At 72.3% G+C, this 23,442-nt stretch carries 24 protein-coding genes and 2 pseudogenes; 18 read left to right on the top strand and 8 right to left on the bottom strand.

Annotated features, from left to right (window positions below; all coding sequences use genetic code 11):
* From EBN88_RS17320 to idi, 12 genes and pseudogenes are all read left to right on the top strand, one after another.
* Nucleotides 1–1,031, top strand: a 1,031-nt coding sequence (locus EBN88_RS17320; protein WP_407703422.1) for a FecCD family ABC transporter permease, incomplete at its 5' end; no start/stop codon positions are given.
* An 80-nt stretch (nt 1,032–1,111) separates the two neighbouring features.
* Nucleotides 1,112–2,131 carry a FecCD family ABC transporter permease gene (locus EBN88_RS17315; protein ID WP_122184795.1) on the top strand — a complete coding sequence of 340 codons (1,020 nt, stop codon included), beginning with the start codon at nt 1,112–1,114 and terminating at the stop codon, nt 2,129–2,131.
* Nucleotides 2,128–3,006: an ABC transporter ATP-binding protein gene (locus EBN88_RS17310; protein WP_122184789.1), complete on the top strand. Its 879-nt coding sequence runs from the start codon at nt 2,128–2,130 to the stop codon at nt 3,004–3,006. Before EBN88_RS17315 ends, EBN88_RS17310 begins: the two co-directional genes overlap by 4 nt.
* 295 nt (nt 3,007–3,301) lie before the next feature.
* Nucleotides 3,302–3,448: pseudogene (locus tag EBN88_RS17305) on the top strand (response regulator); the annotation flags it as partial.
* 576 nt (nt 3,449–4,024) lie between these two features.
* Nucleotides 4,025–4,564 carry a hypothetical protein gene (locus tag EBN88_RS17300; protein ID WP_233580752.1) on the top strand — a complete coding sequence of 180 codons (540 nt, stop codon included), beginning with the start codon at nt 4,025–4,027 and terminating at the stop codon, nt 4,562–4,564.
* Nucleotides 4,561–4,758, top strand: a complete 198-nt coding sequence (locus tag EBN88_RS17295) for a hypothetical protein (protein WP_122184788.1) — start codon at nt 4,561–4,563, stop codon at nt 4,756–4,758. Before EBN88_RS17300 ends, EBN88_RS17295 begins: the two co-directional genes overlap by 4 nt.
* A gap of 699 nt (nt 4,759–5,457) precedes the next feature.
* Entirely contained in the window at nt 5,458–6,531 is a 1,074-nt protein-coding gene (locus EBN88_RS17290; RefSeq protein WP_199742401.1) for a type III polyketide synthase, read from the top strand.
* 92 nt (nt 6,532–6,623) lie between these two features.
* Nucleotides 6,624–7,217 carry a cupin domain-containing protein gene (locus tag EBN88_RS17285; RefSeq protein ID WP_122184787.1) on the top strand — a complete coding sequence of 198 codons (594 nt, stop codon included), beginning with the start codon at nt 6,624–6,626 and terminating at the stop codon, nt 7,215–7,217.
* Nucleotides 7,218–7,222: 5 nt separating this feature from the next.
* Entirely contained in the window at nt 7,223–8,389 is a 1,167-nt protein-coding gene (locus EBN88_RS17280; protein ID WP_122184792.1) for a DegT/DnrJ/EryC1/StrS family aminotransferase, read from the top strand.
* Nucleotides 8,386–9,459 (top strand): class I SAM-dependent methyltransferase, encoded by a 1,074-nt coding sequence (locus EBN88_RS17275; protein ID WP_233580751.1) that lies wholly within the window; start codon nt 8,386–8,388, stop codon nt 9,457–9,459. Before EBN88_RS17280 ends, EBN88_RS17275 begins: the two co-directional genes overlap by 4 nt.
* 80 nt (nt 9,460–9,539) lie before the next feature.
* Entirely contained in the window at nt 9,540–10,475 is a 936-nt protein-coding gene (locus EBN88_RS17270; protein WP_122184786.1) for an aromatic prenyltransferase, read from the top strand.
* 98 nt (nt 10,476–10,573) lie between these two features.
* Nucleotides 10,574–11,146: an isopentenyl-diphosphate Delta-isomerase gene (idi, locus tag EBN88_RS17265; protein WP_122184785.1), complete on the top strand. Its 573-nt coding sequence runs from the start codon at nt 10,574–10,576 to the stop codon at nt 11,144–11,146.
* Between the two features lie 235 nt (nt 11,147–11,381).
* Here the strand turns inward: idi and EBN88_RS17255 are convergent, their stop codons facing one another.
* Nucleotides 11,382–11,756, bottom strand: coding sequence for a DoxX family protein (locus tag EBN88_RS17255; protein ID WP_122184784.1), 375 nt, complete (start codon nt 11,754–11,756; stop codon nt 11,382–11,384).
* Nucleotides 11,757–11,968: 212 nt separating this feature from the next.
* Between EBN88_RS17255 and sigJ the strand changes: the two genes are divergently transcribed.
* The 3 genes from sigJ (at nt 11,969) to EBN88_RS17240 (ending at nt 15,803) form a co-directional block, all read left to right on the top strand.
* A complete protein-coding gene (gene sigJ / locus EBN88_RS17250) occupies nt 11,969–12,937 on the top strand; it encodes an RNA polymerase sigma factor SigJ (protein WP_122184783.1) in 969 nt (322 codons plus the stop codon).
* Nucleotides 12,938–13,103: 166 nt separating this feature from the next.
* A complete protein-coding gene (locus tag EBN88_RS17245; protein ID WP_122184782.1) occupies nt 13,104–14,678 on the top strand; it encodes a class I adenylate-forming enzyme family protein in 1,575 nt (524 codons plus the stop codon).
* A gap of 54 nt (nt 14,679–14,732) precedes the next feature.
* Nucleotides 14,733–15,803 carry a methyltransferase gene (locus tag EBN88_RS17240; protein ID WP_233580750.1) on the top strand — a complete coding sequence of 357 codons (1,071 nt, stop codon included), beginning with the start codon at nt 14,733–14,735 and terminating at the stop codon, nt 15,801–15,803.
* Nucleotides 15,804–15,938: 135 nt separating this feature from the next.
* Here the strand turns inward: EBN88_RS17240 and EBN88_RS17235 are convergent, their stop codons facing one another.
* Entirely contained in the window at nt 15,939–16,316 is a 378-nt protein-coding gene (locus EBN88_RS17235) for an SDR family NAD(P)-dependent oxidoreductase (RefSeq protein ID WP_233580753.1), read from the bottom strand.
* Between EBN88_RS17235 and EBN88_RS32745 the strand changes: the two are divergent.
* Nucleotides 16,291–16,682: pseudogene (locus EBN88_RS32745) on the top strand (TetR/AcrR family transcriptional regulator); the annotation flags it as partial. The gene EBN88_RS17235 and the pseudogene EBN88_RS32745 sit on opposite strands and share 26 nt — an antisense overlap.
* 83 nt (nt 16,683–16,765) lie before the next feature.
* On the opposite strand, the gene EBN88_RS17225 reads toward EBN88_RS32745, so the two are convergent.
* Together EBN88_RS17225 and EBN88_RS31950 are read right to left on the bottom strand one after the other, a co-directional pair.
* Complete coding sequence (locus EBN88_RS17225; RefSeq protein ID WP_233580748.1) at nt 16,766–17,182, bottom strand: hypothetical protein; 417 nt, start codon at nt 17,180–17,182, stop codon at nt 16,766–16,768.
* On the bottom strand, nt 17,179–17,832 hold the full coding sequence (locus EBN88_RS31950; RefSeq protein ID WP_233580747.1) for a hypothetical protein: 654 nt from the start codon (nt 17,830–17,832) through the stop codon (nt 17,179–17,181). The genes EBN88_RS17225 and EBN88_RS31950 overlap by 4 nt, the downstream gene beginning before the upstream one ends.
* A gap of 843 nt (nt 17,833–18,675) precedes the next feature.
* Between EBN88_RS31950 and EBN88_RS17220 the strand changes: the two genes are divergently transcribed.
* On the top strand, nt 18,676–20,106 hold the full coding sequence (locus EBN88_RS17220) for a helix-turn-helix domain-containing protein (protein WP_122184781.1): 1,431 nt from the start codon (nt 18,676–18,678) through the stop codon (nt 20,104–20,106).
* A gap of 29 nt (nt 20,107–20,135) precedes the next feature.
* Entirely contained in the window at nt 20,136–20,618 is a 483-nt protein-coding gene (locus EBN88_RS17215) for a hypothetical protein (protein ID WP_122184780.1), read from the top strand.
* Between the two features lie 57 nt (nt 20,619–20,675).
* Here EBN88_RS17215 and EBN88_RS17210 read toward each other — a convergent pair whose 3' ends face one another.
* From EBN88_RS17210 to EBN88_RS17195, 4 genes are read right to left on the bottom strand one after another with little or no spacing between them, the layout of a single operon-like run.
* Nucleotides 20,676–21,869, bottom strand: a complete 1,194-nt coding sequence (locus EBN88_RS17210; RefSeq protein WP_122184779.1) for a cytochrome P450 family protein — start codon at nt 21,867–21,869, stop codon at nt 20,676–20,678.
* Entirely contained in the window at nt 21,866–22,468 is a 603-nt protein-coding gene (locus EBN88_RS17205) for a GTP-binding protein (protein ID WP_122184778.1), read from the bottom strand. Before EBN88_RS17205 ends, EBN88_RS17210 begins: the two co-directional genes overlap by 4 nt.
* The gene (locus EBN88_RS17200) at nt 22,446–22,802 is read right to left on the bottom strand and encodes a DUF742 domain-containing protein (RefSeq protein WP_122184777.1); all 357 of its coding nucleotides are present in this window, start codon (nt 22,800–22,802) and stop codon (nt 22,446–22,448) included. The genes EBN88_RS17205 and EBN88_RS17200 overlap by 23 nt, the downstream gene beginning before the upstream one ends.
* Nucleotides 22,799–23,269 (bottom strand): roadblock/LC7 domain-containing protein, encoded by a 471-nt coding sequence (locus EBN88_RS17195; RefSeq protein WP_122184776.1) that lies wholly within the window; start codon nt 23,267–23,269, stop codon nt 22,799–22,801. The genes EBN88_RS17200 and EBN88_RS17195 overlap by 4 nt, the downstream gene beginning before the upstream one ends.
* Nucleotides 23,270–23,442 lie beyond the last annotated feature (173 nt).

The raw sequence follows: 23,442 nt of genomic DNA, 5'->3' as shown, positions 1-23,442 counted from the left end.
CGGACGCCGCGCCACGGCGGCGCCCCGCGCGGGCGCGCTCGGCGCGGGCGCGGCTGCTGTGGCTGCTGGCCGTGGTGCTGGTGCTGGCCGCGACCATGCTGGCCTCGGTCGCGTTCGGCTCCCGCACCGTCGCCTGGTCCGACGTCGTCGCCGGGCTCGGCGGCGCCGAGGACACCCTGGAGCAGGCGGCCGTGGCCAAGCGCGTTCCGCGCACCGTGCTCGCGGTGCTGGTCGGCGCCGCGCTTGGCCTGGCCGGCGGGGTGATGCAGGGCGTGACCCGCAACCCGCTGGCCGACCCGGGGATTCTGGGCGTCAACATGGGCGCCTCGCTCGCCGTCGTCACGGCCGTCGCCTACTTCGGGCTGGCCTCGCCGGTCGGCTATGTGTGGGTGGCGATGGCGGGGGCGGCCGTCTCGGCCGGGTTCGTCTATGTCGTCGGCTCGTTGGGGCGCGGCGGCGCGACGCCGCTGAAGCTGGCACTCGCCGGGGCGGCCACGTCGGCGGCGTTCGCCTCGCTGGTCAGCGCGGTGCTGCTGCCGCGCAACGACATCGCGGGCGGCTTCCGGCTCTGGCAGATCGGCGGCGTCGGCGGCGCCTCCTTCGAACGGATCGGGCAGGTGTGGCCGTTCCTCGCCGTCGGCTTCGCGATCTGTCTGCTGTCGGCGCGTGCCCTCAACTCCCTCGCCCTGGGCGACGAACTCGCGGCGGGGCTCGGTGAGCACGTGGCCCGCGCCCGGGCGACGGCCGCGCTCGGCGCGGTGGTGCTGTGCGGGGCTGCGACGGCGGTGGCCGGGCCGATCGGCTTCGTCGGGCTGGTCGTTCCGCACGCCTGCCGGCTGCTGGTCGGCGTGGACCACCGCTGGCTGCTGCCGTTCGCGGCGCTGACCGGCGCCGCGCTGCTGACGGCGGCCGACGTGGTGGGGCGCGTGGTGGCGCGCCCGAGCGAGGTGGAGGTGGGCATCGTGACCGCGCTGTTGGGCGCGCCGTTCTTCATCCATGTCGTGCGTCGCCAGAAGGTGCGTGCCCTGTGACCGCCCCGACCGCGCGGCGCGTCGCCGGACCGCCGCCCGTCAACGATGTCCCGGTCGGCAACGGCGCGCCGGCCGGGACAGTGCGGGCCGTCGCCGTCGGGCGGAGGCGGCGGGCGGCGCGGCGGCGACTGGTCGTGCTGGTCCTGGCGGTGCTGGTGGTGGCCGCGTTCGCGGCGAGCCTGATGTTCGGGCGGACGTACTACCCGCCCGGCGAGGTGCTGCGGGTGATCGCGGGCGAGCGGGTGCCGGGCGCCTCGTTCACCGTGGGCCGGCTGCGGCTGCCGCGCGCGGTGCTCGCCGTGACCGCTGGGCTGAGCTTCGGCCTGGCCGGCGTCACCTTCCAGACGATGCTGCGCAACCCGCTGGCCAGCCCCGACATCATCGGCATCAGCGCGGGCGCCAGCGCGGCCGCCGCGATCGCGATCGTGACGCTCTCGCTCGGCGGAACCGCCGTCTCCGTGCTGGCGATCGCGGCCGGGCTGGGCGTGGCGCTGCTGGTGTACGGGCTGGCGTTCCGGGACGGCGTGGTCGGCACCCGGCTGATCCTCATCGGCATCGGGATCTCGGCGATGCTCGACAGCGTCACCTCCTATGTCCTCTCCCGCGCCGCCGAGTGGGACCTGGCGGAGGCGATGCGCTGGCTGACCGGCAGCCTCAACGGCGCGCGTTGGAACGAGACGGTGCCGGCGCTGGTCGCGCTGGCCGTGCTGGCGCCGGTGCTGCTGTCGCGGGCGCGTGACCTCGACGCGCTGCGGCTCGGCGACGACACCGCCGCCGCGCTGGGGGTCCGGGTGGAACGCGTTCGACTCACCCTGATCGTGGCGGCCGTTGGTCTGATCGCCTTTGCCACGGCGGCGACCGGACCGATCGCGTTTGTGGCGTTTCTCTCCGGGCCGATCGCGGCCCGCCTGGTGGGCCCCGGCGCCTCGACGCTGCTGCCGGCCGGCCTGGTCGGCGCGCTGCTGGTGCTGGCCGCCGACTTCGTCGGGCAGTTCGCGTTCGACCACCGCTACCCGGTCGGGGTGGTGACCGGCGTGCTCGGCGCTCCCTACCTCATCTATCTGATCGTCCGCACCCATCGGGCGGGAGGCTCGACGTGACCACGTCCCACCAACTCGCCGCCGAGCGGCTGACGCTCGGCTACGGCGACCGCGTCGTCGTCTCTTCCCTGGACCTGGTCGTGCCGCCCGGCGCGATCACCGTCATCGTCGGCGCCAACGCCTGCGGGAAGTCGACCCTGTTGCGCTCGATGACCCGGCTGCTGACACCCCGCGCGGGGCAGGTGGTCCTCGACGGGCGGGCCGTGCACCGGCTGCCGGCGAAGGAACTCGCCCGCACGCTCGGCCTGTTGCCGCAGTCCCCGGTGGCGCCCGAGGGCATCACCGTGCTGGACCTGGTCGGCCGGGGCCGCCACCCGCACCAGGGCGTGTTCTCCCGCTGGAACGAACGGGACGACGCCGCCGTGGCCGCCGCCCTCGACGCCACCCGCACCGCCGAGTTGGCCGACCGCGCCGTGGACGAGCTGTCCGGCGGGCAGCGGCAGCGGGTCTGGATCGCGATGGCCCTGGCCCAACAGACCGATCTGCTGCTGCTCGACGAGCCGACCACGTTCCTCGACGCCAGCCACCAGATCGAGGTGCTGGACCTGCTGACCGACCTCAACCGGACGCGGGGCACCACCGTCGTGATGGTGCTGCACGACCTCAACCTCGCGGCCCGGTACGCCGACCACCTGATCGCCGTCGCCGACGGCGCCCTCCACGCGGCCGGGCACCCGTCCGAGGTGCTCAACGAGGAGACGGTGCGCGCGGTCTTCGGGCTGGAGAGCCGCGTCATCGAGGACCCGGTCTCGGGCCGCCCGCTGATGCTGCCGATCGGCCGCTACCACAGCGGCGGGGAACGGTGCCACGGCGGCGGGGAGGGCGCGGTGGGCGCGGGCGGGCCCGGGGGCGCCGTCACCGCCGACAAACGCTGACGGACGCGACGGACGCCGACGGGCTCCGACGGGCTCCGATGAACGCCGACGGGCTCCGACCCCGCGCTGACGGGCGACCGGGGGCCCACCGGGGGCAACGGGCGGGCGGCCGGCGGGCGTTGACGGGCCGCTCCGATGTTCGCCAGGAGCGGGACCGTTTGCAGTCGGAAGTGAGCGAACTGGGGCCGAGTTGGCGGACGCCCAGCGGCGGCGGGAGGAGGCGGAGGCGCGGTGCGCGCTGCTGGAGCGGCAGATGGAGCTGGTGGAACGCCAGAGCGCGGCGGCCCCCGGGCACCCGCTGCCGCCCGCGCGGGGCTACGCCGCCGGCGCCGTGGACTACATCGGCAAGCCCTTCGACCCGTGGGCCCCGCGGGCCAAGGTCCCGGTCTTCACCGACCTCTTCCTGGAGCGCCGCCGCAGCCGCCAACCGGGCGGTGCGTAGCGGCCGTCGAACCCGCCGCGCGGCCGGCTCGCGACCGCTCGCGGCCGGCTTCACGCCCGGCGTGCGCCGGGCGCGTCCGAGGTCGCTCCGGCGGGCTCTGGCGGTTCCACACCCGACCGCGCTGGCGAGAACCCGCCAACGCCCGGGGGCGGTGCGCTCTTCGCCCGAAAGCCTCACATATCCCCCGGGGGAACGGCCCTGCGGCGTCACACAGGCGATGCGTTTCGCGACGCACAGCGACGGGCCACCGGCCCCTCTTGACGAGCCCTGTCGGTCTCGAAGATCGTAGATCAGCCTTCTCAGCCTCATGCGCATGGCGAGCCTATGGCCCCTTTTGCAGAGGGGCCACATTCCCGCCTGCGCTTCCCGCTTTTCCTCCCGAGGACTCAGGAGGGGCACAGCACGACCACCCGGGCTGAGCAGCCGACTTTCGGCACCTGTGAGGGGGAAACCGTGGTAAGTCCCGAGCTGTGTCAGGCCACTTCGTGCAGAAGTGGGCGCGATGCGGGCGCGAACGGGAGACCTGGCAGGGCCGGTGCCGGCTGGTTCTTATGTCTGATGTGCCGGGACCGCCTGGTGAGCGACCTGCTCAATCTGCCCGCCCTGTATTCCGACTGCGATCGGGGAACGGGTCCGGAAGTCGTCCGCGTCATTCGGCGGATTCCCCGGAAGAGCGCGACCGTCGACTCGATCAGCCCGGCCGCCGCCGAGATACGCGCGGCCATTCGCACGGTGTTGGCTTCCTGGTCGGGACTGGTCGTCCAGGAACGCGGCGTCTCCCGCCCGGCGCGCGACATTCCCGCTCTCTCCCGCTTTCTCTGCCGCCATATCGACTGGCTGACCCGGCATCCCGCCGCCGGCGATCTCATGGACGAGATCCGGGAACTCACCCGACGCGCCCACCACGTCGCCTATCCCGACAGGTCCCGGCGCGTTCCCCTCGGCTACTGCCCGGTTCCCGAATGCGAGGGCGAGTTGGTGGCGCGAATGCGGTCCCGTGACGACGCCCTTCCCTCGGATATCGCCTGCTCGATCTCCCCCCACCACTCGTGGCCGGCCACGAGTTGGACCAGGCTCGCCCGTCAGGTTCGAAGAAGCCAAGGAGAGAGCGCGTGAAACCGCGAACGACGACGGCCGGACTGACCGCTGACGACATCGCCGCGCTGTGGCACGTTCCCAAGGGAACGGTCTACCGCTACGCCCACACTTACCGCTGGCGGCGTTACACCCACACCGGCCGGGCCTACTACCATCCGGACGATGTCACGGCCACCTTCGACCAGTTGACCGGCCAGGATCAGGACCAGTAGAAAGCCGCCGGCGGCCGGCGGGGGATTTCTTTCTCCGCACCGCCGCCCTTCCGAAGGCACGCCCACGCGTCGGCGGACCCAACCGGCCACCATGCGCTCGCGAATGGTGGCTCTTGTCGTCCTTGTCCGGCCTGTGGGAATCCCGCTCCGGCCGGCCCGCCGAACGCGCCCGGGCCCCAACTCGGCGCGGGGTGCCGGAAACTGATGATCCAAAGCCGCAGACCTTGACAGTCCTGCGACGAAGAACCTATACATATAATCGTTGCCCTCATCCTGCCCTCGCTCCTCGCGGGGGCGCGATCCGGCCCCGCGTCGCCCAGACCCGGGCGACGTTCCCCGTCACGGCCCCGGCCGCCGCCTTTCCCGGCCGCGCCGCGCCGACCGGCCCCGCCGGTTCCTCACCGTCCGTCGCACACGCCGCCGGCCGACACCCGTCGCCGGCGGCGTTTCGCATGTCGCTGACCTGCGCGAACACTCATCGGCCCGGTCGGGGCCCACCGGCGCGCGCCGAGCCGTAGCCCCCGTCGCCGCCCGCCCGTTCGCCCCCGACCGCCTCGACCGTCCCGAAACCATCTCGACCCGGTCGTGCCCCCACACCCATCGGGGCGCCGACCGACAAGCACCGAGAGACCTGCGAGAAAAAACTTCACGCGGAGAAGGCAGATTCCAAGGAAACTCTACAGAAAGTAGATTCTCGATATGCCAAGGCTCTGCAAGCCGTCGGTGAGTGTGCCGGAACACGTCATCACCATGGAAGAGACGCTGGCTTTCGCCGAGGAGGCCCACGCGGGGAAGCCACAGCTTCCGTTGGCCCTGCGGCTCATCAGGAACACGGGGGTGCGGAAGCGCCACATCGTGCAGCCCATCGAAAAGACGCTCCAGCACCCGGGTTTCGAGGAACGCAACCGCGTCTACGAGGTCGAGTCGAGGAAGCGGTGCCCCGAGGTCGTCGAACAGGCCCTGGCGAACGCCGCGTTAACGGCACGGGACATCGACGCGATCGTCTACGTGTCCTGCACGGGATTCACGATGCCTTCGCTGACCGCCTGGCTGATCAACGCCATGGGATTCCGGTCCGACACCCGTCAGATACCCATCGCCCAGTTGGGCTGCGCCGCCGGCGGCTCCGCGATCAACCGGGCCCACGACTTTCTGACCGCCTATCCCGAGGGCAATGTCCTCATCGTCTCCTGCGAGTTGTGTTCGCTGTGCTACCAGCCCACGGACGACGACATCGGCTCCCTGCTGTCCGACGGCCTTTTCGGTGACGCCGTCGCCGCCGCCGTGGTGCGCGGCAGGGGCGGCACGGGCATCTCCCTGGAGCGGAACGCCTCGTATCTCATTCCGCACACCGAGGACTGGATCTCCTACGCCGTGCGCGACACCGGATTCCACTTCCAACTGGACCGCAGGGTCCCGGGAACAATGGAGCCGCTCGCCCCCGTGCTGCGCGAACTCGCCGCCGACCACGGCTGGGACATCAAGAACCTCGACTTCTACATCATCCACGCCGGCGGTCCGCGCATTCTGGACGACCTCAGCAGGTTCCTCGACGTCGACCGCAAGATGTTCCGACACAGCTGGGCGACCCTCACCGAATACGGGAACATCGCCAGCGCCGTCGTGCTCGACGCCCTCCGCCGACTGTTCGAGGAGGACACGCCGATGCCGGACGCCACCGGCGTGATCGCGGGATTCGGCCCCGGCATCACCGCCGAGATGGCGGTGGGCCGTTGGGGAATCGACCTGCCGGGCGCCCCGGACACGGCCTAGAACGCGGCACACCCGGGCGCTCGACGCCAGGGCCGACAGGACGCCCGCCGCCTCACGCGACATCCCACACCGACGACAGGAAACGCATTCGCATGACCGGTCTCATAGTCCCGCCCGGTGAGGGGCGAAAGCTGATCACCCCCATGCAGGAGGTGACGTTCAAGGTCACCGCAGCCGACGGCTCCTCGATATCCGTCTTCGAGGTCGTGGTCCCCCCGGGATTCGATGTCGGCGCGCATTCGCATCTCCATTCCCAGGAACTCTTCTACGTTCTCGAAGGGGAGTTGGAACTCTTCGCCTTCGAGCCGCTGAAGCGCACCGAGGACTCCTGGTACGACTGGGAGTCCCCCGAGGGCCAGCGCGTGGTGCGGGCGACGGTGGGCGCCTGCATGTTCGTCCCGCCGGGGACCCCGCACGCGTTCCGCAACCCCACCGACAAGCCGGCGCGGATGCTCTTCCAGAGCGCGCCCTCGCCCGACCACGAGAAGTACTTCGAGGAGATCTGCCAGATCTTCGACGCGGGCGGCTCCCCCAGCAGGGACGCCGTGCAGGACCTTCGCGATCGCTACGACGTCACCCAGATCACGCCGCTGCGCTTCGAGCCGCCGGCCACGTCGAGCGACGCCCCGCCCGCCGACCGGGCGACGGCCGGAACGACGACCGGAACGGAGCGTGTCGCGCGGTGACCACCATGTTCTCCTCGGACCCGGGCAACCCGCCGGAGCCCATCGACCTGGTCCACGCCAGCCTGGGCGAGGCCGAACTGGCCGCCGTCGCCGAGGTGTTCGCCTCCGGCTGGCCGGCCGGCCAGGGCCCGCGCGGCAAGGCGCTGGAAGCCCAACTGGCGGAACGTTACGGCGTCGGGGGCGCCGTCGCGACCAGCAACTGCGGCGCCGCCCTCCACCTCGCCCTGCTGGCGCTCGGCGTCGGCCCGGGCGACGAGGTGATCGTCGCCGACTACACCTTCCCCGCGCCGGCGCACGCCGTGGCCTATGTCGGCGGCACGCCGGTCTTCGCCGACGTGCGGCCCGACACCGGCACCGTCGACCCGCGTTCGGTCGCCGACCTGGTCACCCCGCGCACGGTCGGCCTGATCGTCGTCGACACCGTGGGACTCCCCGCCGACTACGACGAGTTGAACGAGATCGCCGCCCGCCACGGCCTCTTCGTCGTCGAGGACGCGGCCTGCGCCGTCGGCGCCACCTACCGGGGCCGCCCGGCCGGCGCCCTCGCCCCCGTGGCCTGCCTCTCCTTCCACGGCCGCAAGGGCGCCAGCAGCGGCGAGGGCGGCGCGCTGCTGACCGCCGACCCGAAGCTGGCGGCCGACGCCCGGGTGCGGTCCTCGTTCGGCATCGGCAGCATCTTCGACCAGGCGCAGGTCGTCGGCCTGCCGATCCCGGTCTTCACCGAGATCGGCTACAACTACAAGCTCTCCGACATCGCCGCCGCCATCCTCCAGGTGCAACTCGGCCGGATCGACGAGCTGTTGGAGCGCCGCACAGCCGTCGCCGCGCGCTACGGCGAACTGCTCGCCGACGAGGAGCTGGTCACGCTGCCGCATGTGCCCGAGGACCGCACCCACGCCTGGCAGTCGTACATGGTGACGCTCGACCCGCGCGTGGACCGCGCGGCGGTCGCGGCGGAGCTGCGCGGCCAGGGCATCGGCTGCGGCCACGGCACCTGGGCCTCCCACCTCCAGCCGGTCTACGGAACCGACCAGAAGTGCCCGGTCTCCGCCGACCTGTTCGAGCGGAACCTCGCCATCCCCATGCACGCCGAGCTGACCGGGGAGCAGGTCGAGCGGGTCGTGACCGCCCTGCGGAGGGCGCTGGCCAACCACACGAGGGACAACGCATGAGCGATCTCGACGACAAGCCCGACAGCCAGAACAGCCCCGACGGCCAGCCGAGCACGGGGGACGGGCCGACGGCCGGCGCGGGGAAGCCGACGCCCGACGGCATCATGCGGCTGATCAACGGCTACTGGGCCACCGGCATCCTGGGCGCCGCCGCAACCCACGGCCTCTTCACCCACCTCGACGCCGGTGCCACCACCGCCGACGAACTGGCCGCCCGCGCCGGGATCTCCGAGCGCGGCGCCCAGACCCTCCTCGACGGGCTGGTCAGCCTGGGCCTGGTGGTGCTGGGCGAGGGCGGCTACCGCAACTCCCCCGAGGCGGCGACGTTCCTGGTCAGGGGCCGGCCGGCCGACCTCAGCAGCTTCGCCCGGCTGAAGCTGGCCCACATGGGCGCCATGGTGGACCTGCCCGAGGTGGTCCGCGTCGGCGGCCCGGTGGCGGACGCGGCCACCGAGGTGGCGGACAACCCGCACTGGGCCGAGGTCGTTCCGGCCATCGCCGCGCAGTCGGTGCCGGTCGCCGAGATCGCCGCCGAGAAGCTGGGGCTCGCCGGCGCCGGCCCGATCTCGATCCTCGACGTGGGCGGCGGCTCCGGCATCTACTCGGCGATCTGGCTGGGCCTCAACCCCGAGGCGCGCGCGACCCAGTTGGACTGGGCGCCGATCAACGAGATCGCCCGCCGGCTGGTGGCCGAGCGCGGCGTCGCCGACCGTTTCGACTGCGTGGACGGCGACCTGCACACCACCGACTTCGGCGAGGCCGCGCACGATGTCGCCGTGTTCTCCCACATCGCCCACCAGGAGGGCCCCGAGGAGAACATCGCGATCCTCGCCCGGCTCCGCGCCGCGCTGCGGCCCGGCGGCACGCTGGTGATCTGCGACTACGTCGTGGACGACGACCGGGGCGGCCCGCCGTTCCCGTTGATCTTCGCCTCGGAGATGCTGCTCAAGAGCAAGCGGGGCGGTACCTGGCGGCGCGCCGACTACCACGCCTGGCTGCTCAAGGCCGGCTTTACGGACATCACGTTCCAGCCGACCCCCTCGCCCGCCACCCTGGTCTTCGCCCGGTAGCGGGGCCCGTTCACCCGCATCCGCCACGCGGGCCGCCGCCACGCGGACCATCCACGCCCGGAGCGACACCTGGAGGACGCATGTCCCACCACGCCGAAAGAACCGCCGACACCACGGCGTTGGCGCGCATCTACGCCGATATCGAGAAATCCGCCGGGCTGTTGGACGTGCCCTGCGAACGCGCGAGGGTCTGGCCGATCCTCACCGCCTACGAGGACAAACTCGCGCGTTCCGTGATCGCGTTCCGGGTGGCCACCGGGGCGCGCAACGCGGGGGACCTGGACTGCCGGTTCACGATGTTTCCCGCGAGTACCGATCCCTACGCGATCGCCCTGGCGAACGACCTGACCGCCAAGACCGACCACCCGGTGGGCAGCCTCCTCGGTGAGATCCACCGGAACTTTCCGATCGACACCTCCGGAATCGACTTCGGGGTGGTCGGCGGTTTCAAGAAGACCTGGTCGTTCTTTCCCGCCGACGACCTCCAGGACCTCGCCCCGCTCGCCGAGCTGCCCTCGGCGCCGCCGGCGCTCGGCGAGAACATGGACTTCTTCACCCGCCATGGCCTCCACGACCGGGTCAGCCTGGTCGGGATCGACTACCGGCACCGCACGGTGAACACCTACTTCGGCAACGCGCCCGCCGAGTGCTTCCAGTCGGAGGGGATGCGGACGCTGCTGCGGGAGATCGGGCTCCCGGAGCCGAGCGAACGGCTGCTGCGGCTCGGCCGGGAGGCGTTCGGCATCTACACCACGGTCGGCTGGGATTCCCGGAGAATCGAACGTATCTGCTTTGCGGTGATGACGCCCGACCCGTTCACACTTCCGGTCGCCATAGAGCCGAAGATCGAGCATTTCCTGCACCACTATCCGCACGACGGCGACGACCGCAGGTCCGTCTACGCCATCACCTCGGCGCCCGACGGGGAGTACCACAAAGTCCAGGCGTACTATCAGTGGCGGGCTCAGATGCTGAACGTCATGTTGTTGTCGGACTCCGAAGAAGGCGGCGCATAGCCATTCAACTGTCGGAAGAAGTCTGGGAACTGCCGTTGTTGGTGTTCGACTCCGGCCGGCGCGGCGCCGCCCGGATCACGGGAGGCGGGTGACCCTCGATGGTCAGTCGGGAAGCGCAGCTGGTGGAGCTGGTCGACACGGACGGGGTGGCCACCGGGTCCACCACGGTCGCCGAGGCGCACACCGCGCCCGGGCGGCTGCACCGGGCGTTCTCGGTGCTGCTGCTGGACGAGGAGGGGCGCGTGCTGGTGCAGCGGCGGGCGGCGGTCAAGACGCGGTTCGCGCTGCGCTGGGCCAACGCCTGCTGCGGCCATCCGGCGCCCGGGGACACGCTGGTCGAGGACGCCGCGCGCCGGCTGGTCGAGGAGATCGGGGTGCGCGAAGCGGCCCTGCACCGGGCCGGCGTGTACGTGTACCGGGCGGAGGACCCGGCGACCGGCCGGGTGGAGCACGAGTACGACCATGTGCTGGTCGGCCGGGTGCCGGTGGGCACGGAGCTGACCCCGGACCCGGAGGAGGTCGCCGACGTCCGCTGGGTCGGGCCCGAGCGGCTGCGCCGGGAGCTGGCCGACGAGCCGGACCGCTACGCGCCCTGGTTCGGCGGCGTGCTGCGGGTGGCCACCGAGGCGGCCGGCCGGCTGCCGGCGGCCGCCGCGCTCGCCACGGACTGACGCGCCACGGACTGAGCGGACTCTGAACGGACCGGGCCGGCTGAACGGCCGGCGGTGCGCGGCCCGTTCGGAGAAGTAGCGCGGCCCAGGACCGGGGTGCCGGTCCTGGGCCGCGTGGCCCGGCCACCGCCCGCGGGGGGTCGGGCGGCGGCCTGACCACCGCCCGCGGGGGGTCGGGCGGCGGCCGGCCGTTCCGAGATGGTCGAAAGAGGCGCCGGAAGGCGCACGGAACCCGTCAGAAGGAGTGGGGTCCGAAGCGGCCCCAGGCCACAAAGCCGGCGACGGCGATCAGGATCACGTTCACCACGATCGACTGGGTCTCCTTGCGCCGGCCGTGGACCACGATCGCGCCGATCATCAGCAGCACGACGCCGACGGCGGCCAACGGCACCAGCACCGGGGCGATGTCGAGCGCGGCCGGCAGGATCAGCCCGATGCCGGCCAGCACCTCGACGGCGCCGATGCCCTTGACCGCGTTCTCGCTGAAGTCCTCCACGAAGCCGAAGCCGGACGCCGCCAGCTTCTCCTTCGGCTGGACCAGCTTCATGGCCCCGCCGGCCAGGAAGGCCACGGCCAGCACGCTCGCGACGATCCACAGGGCGACGTTCATGACGGTTCTCCTCAGCTCGGGACGGTGAGCGGCTTCGGTCACGAAGCCGACGCGGTGACCGGCGTCCGGCTCCGGCCAGGGCGAGGGGAACCGAACGGTCACAGGTACTGACGAAGCGGCCCCCCGTAATGTGAGGTGGGGTGCGCGGCAACGGCGGGCCGCCGCCCGGCGGTGCGCCGAACCGGCCGCGCGCACAAGGGAGTTGGGACCAGATGAGCACCACTCACGGCGAGCCGGCGAATGCCCTGCGCGAGGCTGACCTACGCGAGGCTGACCTGGACGAGGCCGACCTGCGCGACGTGCTGCGCGAGCGGCGGCAGTTGATCAACGTCGCCTACCGGCTGCTCGGTTCGCTCGCCGACGCCGAGGACGTCGTGCAGGAGACCTACGCCCGCTGGTACGCCATGTCCCCCGAGCGGCGGGCGGCCATCGCCTCCCCCGGCGCCTGGCTGACCCGGGTCGCGAGCCGGGTCTGCCTCGACCTGCTCGGCTCGGCCCGCGCGCGGCGGGAGCGCTATGTGGGCGAGTGGATTCCGGAGCCGCTGCCGGACCGCACGGAGTGGCTGGACGGGCGGTCGGGCGGCGCGGCCGTCGACCCGGCGGAACGGGTCACCCTCGACGAGTCGGTCAACATGGCGTTCCTCGTCGTGCTGGAGTCGATGACGCCGGCGGAGCGGGTCGCGTTCATCCTGCACGACGTCTTCCACTACCCGTTCGCCGAGGTCGCCGAGATCGTCGGCCGCTCCCCGGCCGCCTGCCGCCAGTTGGCGTCCTCGGCCCGCCGCCGCATCCGCGCCCGCCGGGCGCCCGGCGCCCCGTCGGCGGCCCAACGCACCGATGTGGTGCGGCACTTCAAGCAGGCGTGGGAGGCCAAGGACATCGGGGCGCTGATCGGGCTGCTCGACCCCGAGGTCACCACCATCGCCGACGGCGGCGGCATCGCCAGCGCCGAGCCCCGCCCGGTCGAGGGACACCAGCGGGTCGCCGGCGTCTTCGTCGACATCGCGGAGCGCGCGCCCGACCTGACCATCCTGCTGCGCACGGTCAACGGCCAGCCGGGGCTGGTCGCCCTCCAGGGCGACGAGGTCGTGGTGGTGCTGGCCATCGAGGTGGTCGGCGAACGGATCACCCACATCTGGGCCATGCGCAACCCGGAGAAGCTCAGGCTCTGGACGGACTGACCGTCCCCCGCCCCACTTCCGACACCCGGGGACCGCCGGCGACGCCCCACCCCCGGGAGGCCGCCCCTGCCCGCGGATTGGCGGCCCCACGCGCCCGCACGCCCGCACCCCCGCACGCCCGCACCGTCCCGCAGGTCCACCGCACACCGACAGGGAGACAGCAACGATGAAGGGCTTGTCCATCCACAAGGCGATACGGAAGCGCGGTCTTCATCTCGGCCTCGTGCCGGAGAGGGCCGCCGCCAGAAACAGCGCGACGCTGCTCACCCTCGACCACGACCTGCACGTCCTGCCGGAGGCCGGGCGCCGGCTGACCGTCGCCGAACTCGCCGACCACGTCGACGACCTGGCGGGCCGTCTCTGGGCGGCCGGGGTGCGCCCCGGGGCGCATGTGGCGATCCACAAGAGCGCCAACTTCGACGTCTGGATTCTCGCCACGGCGACCTCACGGGTCGGCGCGATCCCGGTGATGCTCTCGCCGCACCTGGACCCCGCGACCGTCGGCGCCCTGCTCGGCCGGCTGGAGCGGGCGACGCTGCTGACCGACGTCGCCAAGCTCGACGGGATGAGCGAGGTGCCGCTGGCCGAGCTGACCGAGCGGGTGCTGATCATCTCCGGCGAGCGCCCCGGTGCCGTCTCGCTCGCCGAACTGGCCGGCGCCGACCGGGTGCGGCCGCGGCTGCGGCCGATGGACGAGGCCGCGATGATCACCCACACCTCGGGCACCACGGGCCTGCCGAAGCTGGTGGTGCACACCCCGCGCACCATGGGCACGCGGCTCACCCCGCAGTGGCACCTGCTGTCGATGACCAGGATGCGGGAGACGGTGGCGATCCACATCTCCTTCGTCCACTCGCGGATGTTCGCGGCGATGTCGCTGGCGCTGCTCAAGGAGATCCCCGTCCTGCTGATGAACGAGTCCGATCCGGAGCAGGTCGCCTCGCTCTTCCTGAGGCACCGGCCGGGGTTCGTCGAGGCGCTGCCCAACTCGCTGATGGAGTGGGAGCCCCTGACGGACGACCCGCGCCGGCCGTTCTCCTCGGTGAAGTGCTTCAGCAGCACGTTCGACGCGATGCACCCGCGCACGATGAGCCGGCTGCTGCACGCGTCGGACCGGAAGGCGCCGATCTTCTTCCAGATCTACGGGCAGAGCGAGGTCGGCCCGGCCGTCGGCCGCCCCTACTTCAAGCAGACCGCGCACGAGGCGGACGGCCGCTGCGTGGGCTTCCCCTGGCCGGGGTCGGCGAAGGTGCGGCTGGTGAGCCGGAACGGCGCGCCGGTCTCGGAGACCAACCCGGGCTATATCGAGGTCGGTTGGGACGGGCTGGCGAAGACCTACCACGGCGAGCAGGAGCGCTACGACGAGAACCGGAACGGCGCCTGGTGGCGCACCGGCGACGTCGGCTACCGCACGAAGCTCGGCTGTCTGCACATGCTCGACCGCGAGGTGGACATGATCCCCGGGGTGCGCAGCATCCTGGAGGTCGAGGACCTGGTGCTGGGCAAGCTGGACGAGCTGAGCGAGCTGGTCGTGGTGCCGGGCCCGAAGTCGGAGCCGGTGCCCGTGGTCTGCGTGGCCAACGACCGGCCGCTGGACCGCGAGCGGTGGCGCGCGGCGGTGGTCGACTTCCCGCAGCTGGCCGAGCCGGTGCAGATCCCGCAGGCCGAACTGCCCAGGACCGCCACGTTGAAGGTGAAGCGGATCGAGCTGTCCCGCCGGCTCCAGGAACAGCGGGGCTGAGGCGCGGCCATGGCAACAACCAACGCGACAAGCCACTCGAAAGGGACCGAGGCAATGACACCTGAGGCCACGCTGGCGCGCTTCCGCGAGTACATGGTGGGACCGGCGCGATTCATGACCCTGCTGTCCTGTTTTGAGCTGGGCATCGTCGACGCCATCCAGAAGAAGCCGGGCCAGACCGCCGCCGAACTCGGCGAGGCCGTGGGCGTCAAGCCGGACGCGGTGGAGCAACTGCTGTTCCTGCTGGTCAAGGAGCGGATGGTCGCCTGCGACGAGCGGACGGGCGGCTACTCGCTGGACGCGCTGGCCGACGTCCCCGAACGCGACCTGCGGCGCGCGTTGACCTATATGAACATGATCAAGGTGGTGGCGCTGCGGCAGCTGTTCTATCTGACGGAGAGCGCGCGCACCGGCACGCTGGTCGGGCTGAAGGAGCTGTACGGGGCGGAGGGGACGCTCTACGGCGCGGTGGCGGAGCACCGCGATCTGCGGGAGTCCTGGGCCACGTTGATGGACACGGTCACCGCGCGGATCGACCCGTGGTTCTTCGAGAACGTGGACATCCCCGCCGGCTCCCGGGTCCTCGACCTGGCGGGCAACACCGGTCTCGGGGCGATCCACACCTATCAGATGAAGGAGTCGCCCGGGCTGAAGGTGACCACCTTCGACCTGCCCGAGAAGGAGGAGGAGGCCCTGGCCAACTTCCGGGCCCACGGGGTGGCGGACCACTGCTCGTTCATCGGCGGCGACGTCTTCGACGGGACACCGTCCGGCTTCGACGTCGTGTTGATCAAGCACTTCCTGGACATGTTCGACCGGGACGACGTCTTCCGCATCCTGAGGAACGTCCACGGGACGCTGGAGGTCGGCGGGCAGCTCCATGTGATGGTGCCGGTGTATCCGGAGGACATCCACGACACGGACAACTACAACGTGGACTTCTTCCCGGCGTTCTTCATCGGCGCCACGATGGGCCAGGGCGGGCCGCAGAAGCTGTCCGTCTACCGGCGGTGGCTGGAGGAGTGCGGCTTCACCGTCACCCAGGCGATCAGCAAGGACCCGGCGGAGATCCCCAACGACGTGATCCCGATCCCGGCGCTGCTGAGCGCGACCAAGGAGAGGTGACCCACCGGCCGACCTGACCCACCCGCCTCCGCGCCCCACCCCCGCCCCCGGCGGGGCCCCGACCCCGACGGGTCAGGGCCCCGCCGGGGCTTTTCGTCGTTGGGGGGGCGTCCCGGGGGGCGCGCGGGACGGACCCTAGGCGGCGGCCCCGGTTCCGAGGTCGAAGGGGACGCCGGTGAGCCGTTCGCTCGCCGCCCACAGTCGCGCGCCCTCCTCGGGGTCGTCGGCGCCCCTGGGGAGCCTGGCGGGCTTGGGGGTGCCGGAGGTCTGGTCCCGTCCGGCGGGGCCGATGAACCGGCCCGTCCGGGCGTGCAGGCTGGTCGCCGCGTAGAGGGAGGGCCAGGCGGCGCCCTCGGCCGAGCCCATGAGCAGGCGTGCGGCGACCGGGGTGACCAGGCGGCTCAGGATGCCGGTGCCGTGCTGCTGGAGGCCGGTCATCGCCGACCCCGGGTGGACGACGAGCGCCTCGACGGGGCTGCCGGCGGTGCGGCGCGAGCAGTTCGCCGCCGTCATCGCGGGTTCCCTCGCCCGACGCCGGGTCCTGTGTGACCTGCTGAGCGCGCAGGCGGGCGTGCTGGAGCACAACGTCTCCCCGCAGGTGGCCGCCCGCCACAAGCGCGCGGCCGTGGCCAACGTCGCCGACATCGCGGCGCTGGCCCACCGGTCCCTTCCCGAACTGGGCGACAGCGCACCCCGGTTGACCGCCGCCATGATCATGCCGTCGGCGCCGTGTGGACGCACGCGCGGCCCTCCCCCGCGATGCTCGCCGCCTACGAGGCCGACCCCTCGCTCACCGCGTTCCGGCTGGACTTCGTGACCGCCCTCCAGGAGATGCTGGCCACGCTCACCGCAGGCACCCTCGCCCGCGCCTCCGCCTGAGCGCGGCTCCGCCGTTATCGCCTCGGCGCGTCCACGCGGTGGAAGGGGTCGATACCAGCCGGGCCAGGGGCCGGGGCCGGTGGTCAGTGCGGGATGCCCTCGATGATGTCGCGGGCGCCCTGGCGCAGCAGCTCGGCCGCGACCCGGGCGCCGAGCGCGGCGGGGTCGTTTCTCTCCTCGCCCCGGCGGTGGGCGTGGACGAAGCGGGAGCCGTCGCGGTCGAAGACCATGCCACGGAGGGAGAGTTGGCCGTCGGGCTCGGTGACGCGGCAGCTGGCGATGGGGGAGTTGCGGTGCCCGCGCAGCGCGTGGAGCATGACGCGCTCGGCGGTGACCTCGCGCATGGTCTGCTCGTCGTTCAGCCGCGCCCAGCAGCGTGGCCACCCGGTGGTCGTCGCGTCGGCACTCCAGGCCGAGGACGCCGGCGCCGACGGTTGCGCCGGCCGGCGGGTCGGGAAGCCCGCCGCAGCGGTGGGCACGGGGCAAATCTCGCCGGTCATGGGGTGAGGGCCTCGAACTCGGCGTCGAGGTCCACTGCGGTGCAGCGTTTGAGTTCCACGACAAGCTGGGACGCCAAGAACCATTCGGTGGCGCGGTGGCCGTAGGGCAGGTACTCGTCCACATGGGCGTTGAGGCGGGCGTTCGGCCCGGGGGTGAAGAGGGTGCCGAAGACGCCCCAGACCTTGGGGCGGCGGGAGCGGACGCCGACCGGGTGGGTCAGGTGCGGGCAGTACTCGACGGCCAGGGCGGCGCAGCGCAGGCAGACCGGGGGCTTGGTCACCTTCGTTCCCTCGTAGCGGTCCGAGCCGTCGTCGTTCATCAGGAAGAGCCAACCGTCGCGGTTGTGGCTCGCGCGCTCGCCGCACACCTGGCACAACCGCTCGGCCTGCGCCCGGCGTTGGCGCCCCGGGTGCATGGACGGAAAGTCCGGCCGCCCCTGGCCGGGCGTGTTCTGGATGCGGGCCCACAGCACGCCGAAGGCGTCCCGGTCGGCCGGGGTCTCGTCGAGGTACCAGATGCCGGCCAGGTCCGGCCGCATCGAGACCCGCTGCCCGTAGCGGCCTTCACCGCTCCAGTGCGCGGCGTACGGCACCGGGAGACGGCGCGGCCCCCAGGTGGTGAGGGTGTGGGGAACGGCGAGGTCGGACACGGCGAATCAACCTTCCGGGCGGGGGTTCACGGGGCTGGGTCGCGTGGTGTCGCGGTCGGCTTGGGCGATGCGCCGCACCAGCGCGACGGTGAAGGCGATGGGCCGGGAGAGATCTCGGACCGGCCCGGGGGAACGGTGGGGTGTCGCCCGCACCCATCGCGAGAGGCGGGACGCCCGGGGGCGGGCGACGGTCCGCCCGAGACATGGGCGGTGCTCCGGGACTGGGAACCGGAGAACGCCCCAGACGTCGGGCGGAGTTGGTGGGTGTGCGCCGTCAGGCGTCCGGGACCGCCGTCGCCTGGTCGGGGACGGCCGTCGTGGTCTCGGCGGCGTAGACCACGAAGGCCAGGCCGAAGAGGTTGAGGAGGACCAGGGCGAGGCCGGCGAAGCGGCCGTCGCCCGAGGGCAGCCGCCGAGGGCGGCGGCGGTGGGCACGTTCATCGGTCGCCCCCTCCCAGGTGCGCGCGGACCACGCTTCTCAGGCGTTCCGCCCTGTCGTGCAGGTCGGCCAGCGACGGCCGGGGAGCTGGGTCGCCGGCGTCGGGGGCCATGGCGCGGCCCTCGGCAGCCTGCCGCGCGGCTCGCGCACCAGGCGGTTGGGCGCGGATCGCGCCCAACCAACGGCCGACTGGCAGCGTCACCGGATCGGGGCCGACCGGCATCCACTCGTCTTGCACGGACAGGGTGTCCACGGTGAGCCTCCGGGGTGCGTGGGGGTGCTGACGTGAGAAGCGTCGCCGGCGGTACGGGGTTTGGGGATCTCCGGCGAGGGTTACCGCCTCGGCAATAGACTCACCGCTCCTTATAGGTGACGATCTGTAGCGTTGCGGAGGTGTGGCGCCCATGACCACACACCACCCCATGTTCGACTCGGCTTTACTGGACCGCCCCGACCTGCAACGCGCCCTCGCTGAGCACGACTTCGCCGCCACCTTCGCGTTGATCCGCAAGTACGGCGGCCTGAGCCAGAACCGCATCGCCGCTGCCTGCCAACTCACTCCTGGCAAAGTCAGCACGATCATCAAGGGCACCCACCAGGTGACCTCTTACGACGTGATCGCGCGCATCGCCGACGGACTGCGCATCCCTGGCCACATGCTCGGCCTCGCCCAGAGAACCTGGGAGCCCCGGAACGCGCAGCCCCCGCCCACGATGGCCGCGCAACCAGCCACAGACGGCTGGTCCCCGGCAGCCACGCGCGAATTCGCGGCCCGCCAAACGAGGAACGATCTGCTCATGGACCGCCGCACTGCCACCCGCTCTCTCGTCGGCATCGCGATGGGTGCCAGCCTGCTGGACGATGTCGAGGAATGGCTGACGCCGTCACCCAAGGGCGACGGCCGCCGTATCGGGCGACTCGGCGTCCGCGAGGTCGAGCAACTGGAAGAGACGGCACGCGTGATGCGCCAATGGGATCGCCGCCACGGCGGCGGCCTGCGCCGCCGAGCCGTCCTCGGGCAACTCGCCGAAGTCGCCGACGCGGCAGCGGAGCACCAGGCCGAGAGCATCTCGCGACGGCTCTACCGGGTGATGGCCGATCTGGCGGGGACGGCGGCCAGCATGGCCTGGGACAACGGCCAACAACGGGACGCGCAGACGTACTACCGTCTCGCCCTGCGGTCCGCGCACGCCGGAGACGACCGCGCGCTGGGCGCCAACCTGCTCGCTGGGATGGCGCGGCAGATGCTCCACGACCACGACCGTCCCCAGGACGCGCTCGAACTGGTGCGGATGGCGCAGCACGGCGCCCGTGGTGTCGCGACACCACGTGTCACGGCGATGCTGTACAGCCGCGAGGCGTGGTGCTATGCCTCGGCCGGGCGCGTGGGGGCATTTCGCCGGGCGATCGATCAGACGTCGGAGGCGCTGGCCGAGGCCGGCCCGACCGCCGAGGAACCCTACTGGATCAGGTACTTCGGGCCGTCCGAGGTGGCCGGCGTCGCCGGGAACCGTCTGCTGGGCTTGGCCCGCCGAGAACCTGCTCGCTTCGCTGAGGAGGCGAGCACCGCGATCCGGACCGCCGTGGAACTGCGGGGGCCGGAGGGAGTGAAGAGCCGGGCACTCGATCTGGCGGGACTGGCCGAGTGCTCGTGGCTGCTCGGCGACACCCGCATCGCGCTGGAGCGGACGTGCCAGGCGGCGGATGCGGCGGAAGAGACCCAAGCATCCCAGGTGCGGGCGAAGTTGATGCGGCTCTACCCCTACACCGCGCGGTACTCCACCCCGGAGGCGCGCGAGGCGCGGGACCGTCTCAGGGCGCTACCGTCGGATTGACCACTTCACCTCCCAGGGAGGGCACGATCATGACGACGATCGCCGTGACCGGGCACATGGACCTGACCGATGAGACGGTCGTGCTGGTGCGCGCCGCGCTCCGCGAGCTGCTGGGCCGGTACGACGCCGTCGATCTGGTCGGGGTCTCGTGTATCGCCGCCGGCGCCGACTCGCTGTTCGCCGAGGCCGTGCTGGACGCGGGTGGCCGGCTGGTCGTCGTGGTCCCGGGGCGGGACTACCGCGAGCGCAAGGTGAAGGCCAACGAGGCAGAGCAGTACGACCGCCTGCGCGAAGCGGCAAGCGAAGTGTTCACGGTGCCGATGGACCGCGCGGGCCGGGAAGCCTACGAGGCAGCAGGCAAGGAAATGCTGCGCCGAGCCGACCGGTTGGTCGCCGTCTGGGACGGGCACCCGCCCAACGGCAAGGGGGGCACCGCCGACACCGTCGATCAGGCGCGCGCGGCGGGAATCCCCGTGGACATCATCTGGCCTGACGGAGCGGCACGACGGTGATACGACGAACCACAGGTCACCCCCGCCGCAGCGCACGGCGGCGGGCCGTTCGCCGCCTCACAGCCCCGTCAGGGGGGTGAAGCGGACAGGGAGGGCGGTCAGGGCGCGGTGGAAGGGGCCGGGGCGCCAGATCAGGTCGGTGGGGGAGCAGGTCAGTTCCATGTCGGTGAGGTGGCTGGTCAGCCGCTCGATCGCGGTGATCGCGATCAGCAGGGCCGGTTGGCGGGCCGGGCAGCCGTGTGGGCCGGCCGCCCAGGCCAGGTGCGCGTTCTCGCCGGAACGCGGCAGGTCGTGGCCGACCTCGGGCCGTGACTGGAGGTTGGCGGCGGCGTAGGAGACCAGCACCAGTTGCCCGGCGCGCAGCCGGCGGCCGTGGAAGTCGGTGTCGTAACGAGGGTAGTGCGCCGAGAAGTTGGCCATCGGCGGGTCCTGCCACAGCACCTCGTTGATCGCCTCGTGGGCGGTCATCGCGCCACCGTAGAGCGAGCCGGCGTAGCGCGGGTCGGTCAGCATGTGCAGCAGCGCGTTGCCGATGAGGTTGGTGCTGGGCTCGTGCCCGGCGCTCATGGTGAGGGTGATCTGCCGGATGACCTCGTCGTTCTCCAGGCCGGCCGGGTGGGCCAGGAACCAGGAGATCAGGTCGCGCCGGGGCCGGGCGCGGCGGTCGGCGACCAGTCGGGTCACGACGGCGACCAGGTCGGCGTAGGCGGCGGCCGCGTTGGCCGCCGAGTTGACCATCCCGGCGATGCCGTTGACGAGCCGTTCGCTGTCCTCCTCCGGCACGCCGAACCAGCTGTTGAAGACGTGTAGCGGCAGCTGGCGGGCGTACTGGGTCACCAGGTCGGCGGTGCCGGTCGCGGCGAAGTCGCGGATCAGCCGCTGGGCGGCCACGGCCACCTGCCGCTGGAGGACGTGCGGTTCGATCAGGCCCAGGCTGTCGGTGATGGCGGCCCGGTAGCGGGCGTGGGTCTCGCCGTCGCTGAAGAGCGCGGTGGGCCGGTAGGCGAGCATCGGCAGGATCGGCGAGTCCTGCGGCACGGTCGCCTGCCAGGCGCGCGGGTCCTTGGAGAAGGTGTGGGTGTCGCGCAGCAGGTCGAGCGCCGCCTGGTAGTCGATGACCAGCAGCGCCTCGACGCCGGGCGCCAACTCGACCGGGGCGAGCGGCCCGTGGACGCGCAGCCGCTCGTAGTGGGCGGCCGGGTCGGCGGCGAAGTCGGGGCCGTAGAGGGCGAGCGGCGTCGCTGTGGTCATGGCCGGTCCTCGGGAAGTCGGGTCAGCACGTGCTCGGCCAGCGCGATCAACGGCTCGACGCTGCTGTGTCGGCCGCGGGCGTCGCACTGCACCAGCGGGGTGCCGGGGTGCAGGTCGAGATGTTTGCGGAGCACCTCGTCGCCGTAGGCGGGGGCGTCCGGGAAGCGGTTGACGGCGACGGCGTAGGGCAGGCCCTGCTCCTCGACCATGTCCATCACGGGGAACGAGTCGCCGAGCCGCCGGGTGTCGGCGAGCACCAGCGCGCCCAGCGCGCCGCGCGCGATGTCCTCCCAGAGCGGGAAGAACCGCTCCTGCCCCGGGGTGCCGAAGAGGTAGAGCACCAGCTCGCCGGGAACGGTGAGGCGGCCGAAGTCGACCGCGACGGTGGTCGTCGACTTCTCCGGCACGCCAGCGAGGTCGTCGTGCCCGGTGCTGGAGGCCGTCATCGCCTCCTCGGTGTGCAGGGGAGGGATCTCGGAGAGGGTGCGGATCAGGGTGGTCTTGCCCACCCCGAACGGGCCGGTGACCACCAGCTTCATCAGGGTCTGTCCGCCGGCTGGCAGGTATCCCACCAGGTCAACGGAGGGTGCGGAGTCCAACGAGAAGCCTCTCCACGAGCGAACGGTCAATCTCTTGCGCCCGGGGCACCGGCCCCCGCGCGTGCAGGTGGCCGCGTTCGATCAGGTCGGCCGCCACCACGACGGTGGCGCTGACCGGCAGCCCCAGATGGGCGGCGCACTCGACCAGGCTCAGGGAACCGGGCTCCAACAGCGCGCACAGCCTTCGGTGTTCGGGCCCGACGTCGGCCCCGGGCTCCGGCGCCTCGACCAGGGTCAGGACGGACAGCCGGTCCAGGTCGGGGCGCGAGGTGGGCTGACGGCCGCCGGTGACCAGGTAGGCGGGGACCAGTCGGCGTCGTGGCGCACGGCTCATGGCCTGGCGGCGGCGTCCAGTGGGGCCTCGGCCGCGTCCGGTGTCCGCTGCGGCGCGTCCGACTGGCGGGCGGGCGCCGCCATCGCGCGGGCCAGGGCGGCGACCTGCACCTGCATCTGGTAGGCGACGTTGCCCAGTTGGGCGTCGGGCTCGGCCATGAGGGCCAGGGAGGTGTTCTGCCCGGCGGGCACCACGATGGCGTACCCCTCCTCCGACTCCACCACCGTCTGCTGGAGCCGGGGCGCGTCCCGCTCGGTGAACGCGGTGGTGAACGCCCGGGCCGCCGCGTGCAGCGTCGCCGTCATCGCGGCGACCCGCTCAGCCGACGCCCGGCTCAGCCCCGGCGAAGCGCCCTCGACCAGGCCGTCGCCGGTGGCGATCACGGCATGGCGCACGCCGGGGAGTTCCAGCAGCGGCGTCAGGACCCAGGCGAGCCCGTCCGCCGCTCGTGCTTCGGGAGTGTTCACGAGCCGTCATCTCCTTTGTGGTCAGGGCCGTCGGCCGCGCCGGGCGTCGCCGGGTCACCGGCGGCGCGCCGGCCGGACCTGGTGCCCTGTTGGAGCGCGCTCCAGCGGGCGTCGGCCTCCTCGGGGGTGCGTGCGGGTGGCGGTGCCGCGCCGGGCGCGGCCGCCGCCGGGGC

The organism is Streptomyces triticirhizae (genome assembly GCF_003696235.1).
GTDB lineage: Bacteria > Actinomycetota > Actinomycetes > Streptomycetales > Streptomycetaceae > Streptomyces > Streptomyces triticirhizae.
The sequence above is the reverse complement of the archived record's forward strand: the minus strand, read 5'-3'. Positions and strand labels throughout refer to the sequence as shown.

Excerpts from the sequence above, each read along its gene's own strand:
- EBN88_RS17240 (WP_233580750.1), top strand. The coding sequence starts at position 14,733 with ATGACACCTGAGGCCACGCTGGCGCGCTTCCGCGAGTACATGGTGGGA.
- EBN88_RS17225 (WP_233580748.1), bottom strand. The coding sequence starts at position 17,182 with ATGACCGGCGAGATTTGCCCCGTGCCCACCGCTGCGGCGGGCTTCCCG.
- EBN88_RS17280 (WP_122184792.1), top strand. The coding sequence starts at position 7,223 with ATGTTCTCCTCGGACCCGGGCAACCCGCCGGAGCCCATCGACCTGGTC.
- EBN88_RS17270 (WP_122184786.1), top strand. The coding sequence starts at position 9,540 with ATGTCCCACCACGCCGAAAGAACCGCCGACACCACGGCGTTGGCGCGC.
- EBN88_RS17200 (WP_122184777.1), bottom strand. The coding sequence starts at position 22,802 with ATGAGCCGTGCGCCACGACGCCGACTGGTCCCCGCCTACCTGGTCACC.
- sigJ (WP_122184783.1), top strand. The coding sequence starts at position 11,969 with ATGAGCACCACTCACGGCGAGCCGGCGAATGCCCTGCGCGAGGCTGAC.
- EBN88_RS17215 (WP_122184780.1), top strand. The coding sequence starts at position 20,136 with ATGACGACGATCGCCGTGACCGGGCACATGGACCTGACCGATGAGACG.
- EBN88_RS17210 (WP_122184779.1), bottom strand. The coding sequence starts at position 21,869 with ATGACCACAGCGACGCCGCTCGCCCTCTACGGCCCCGACTTCGCCGCC.
- EBN88_RS17235 (WP_233580753.1), bottom strand. The coding sequence starts at position 16,316 with ATGACGGCGGCGAACTGCTCGCGCCGCACCGCCGGCAGCCCCGTCGAG.
- EBN88_RS17220 (WP_122184781.1), top strand. The coding sequence starts at position 18,676 with ATGACCACACACCACCCCATGTTCGACTCGGCTTTACTGGACCGCCCC.
- idi (WP_122184785.1), top strand. The coding sequence starts at position 10,574 with ATGGTCAGTCGGGAAGCGCAGCTGGTGGAGCTGGTCGACACGGACGGG.
- EBN88_RS17255 (WP_122184784.1), bottom strand. The coding sequence starts at position 11,756 with ATGAACGTCGCCCTGTGGATCGTCGCGAGCGTGCTGGCCGTGGCCTTC.
- EBN88_RS17245 (WP_122184782.1), top strand. The coding sequence starts at position 13,104 with ATGAAGGGCTTGTCCATCCACAAGGCGATACGGAAGCGCGGTCTTCAT.
- EBN88_RS17290 (WP_199742401.1), top strand. The coding sequence starts at position 5,458 with ATGCCAAGGCTCTGCAAGCCGTCGGTGAGTGTGCCGGAACACGTCATC.
- EBN88_RS17275 (WP_233580751.1), top strand. The coding sequence starts at position 8,386 with ATGAGCGATCTCGACGACAAGCCCGACAGCCAGAACAGCCCCGACGGC.
- EBN88_RS17285 (WP_122184787.1), top strand. The coding sequence starts at position 6,624 with ATGACCGGTCTCATAGTCCCGCCCGGTGAGGGGCGAAAGCTGATCACC.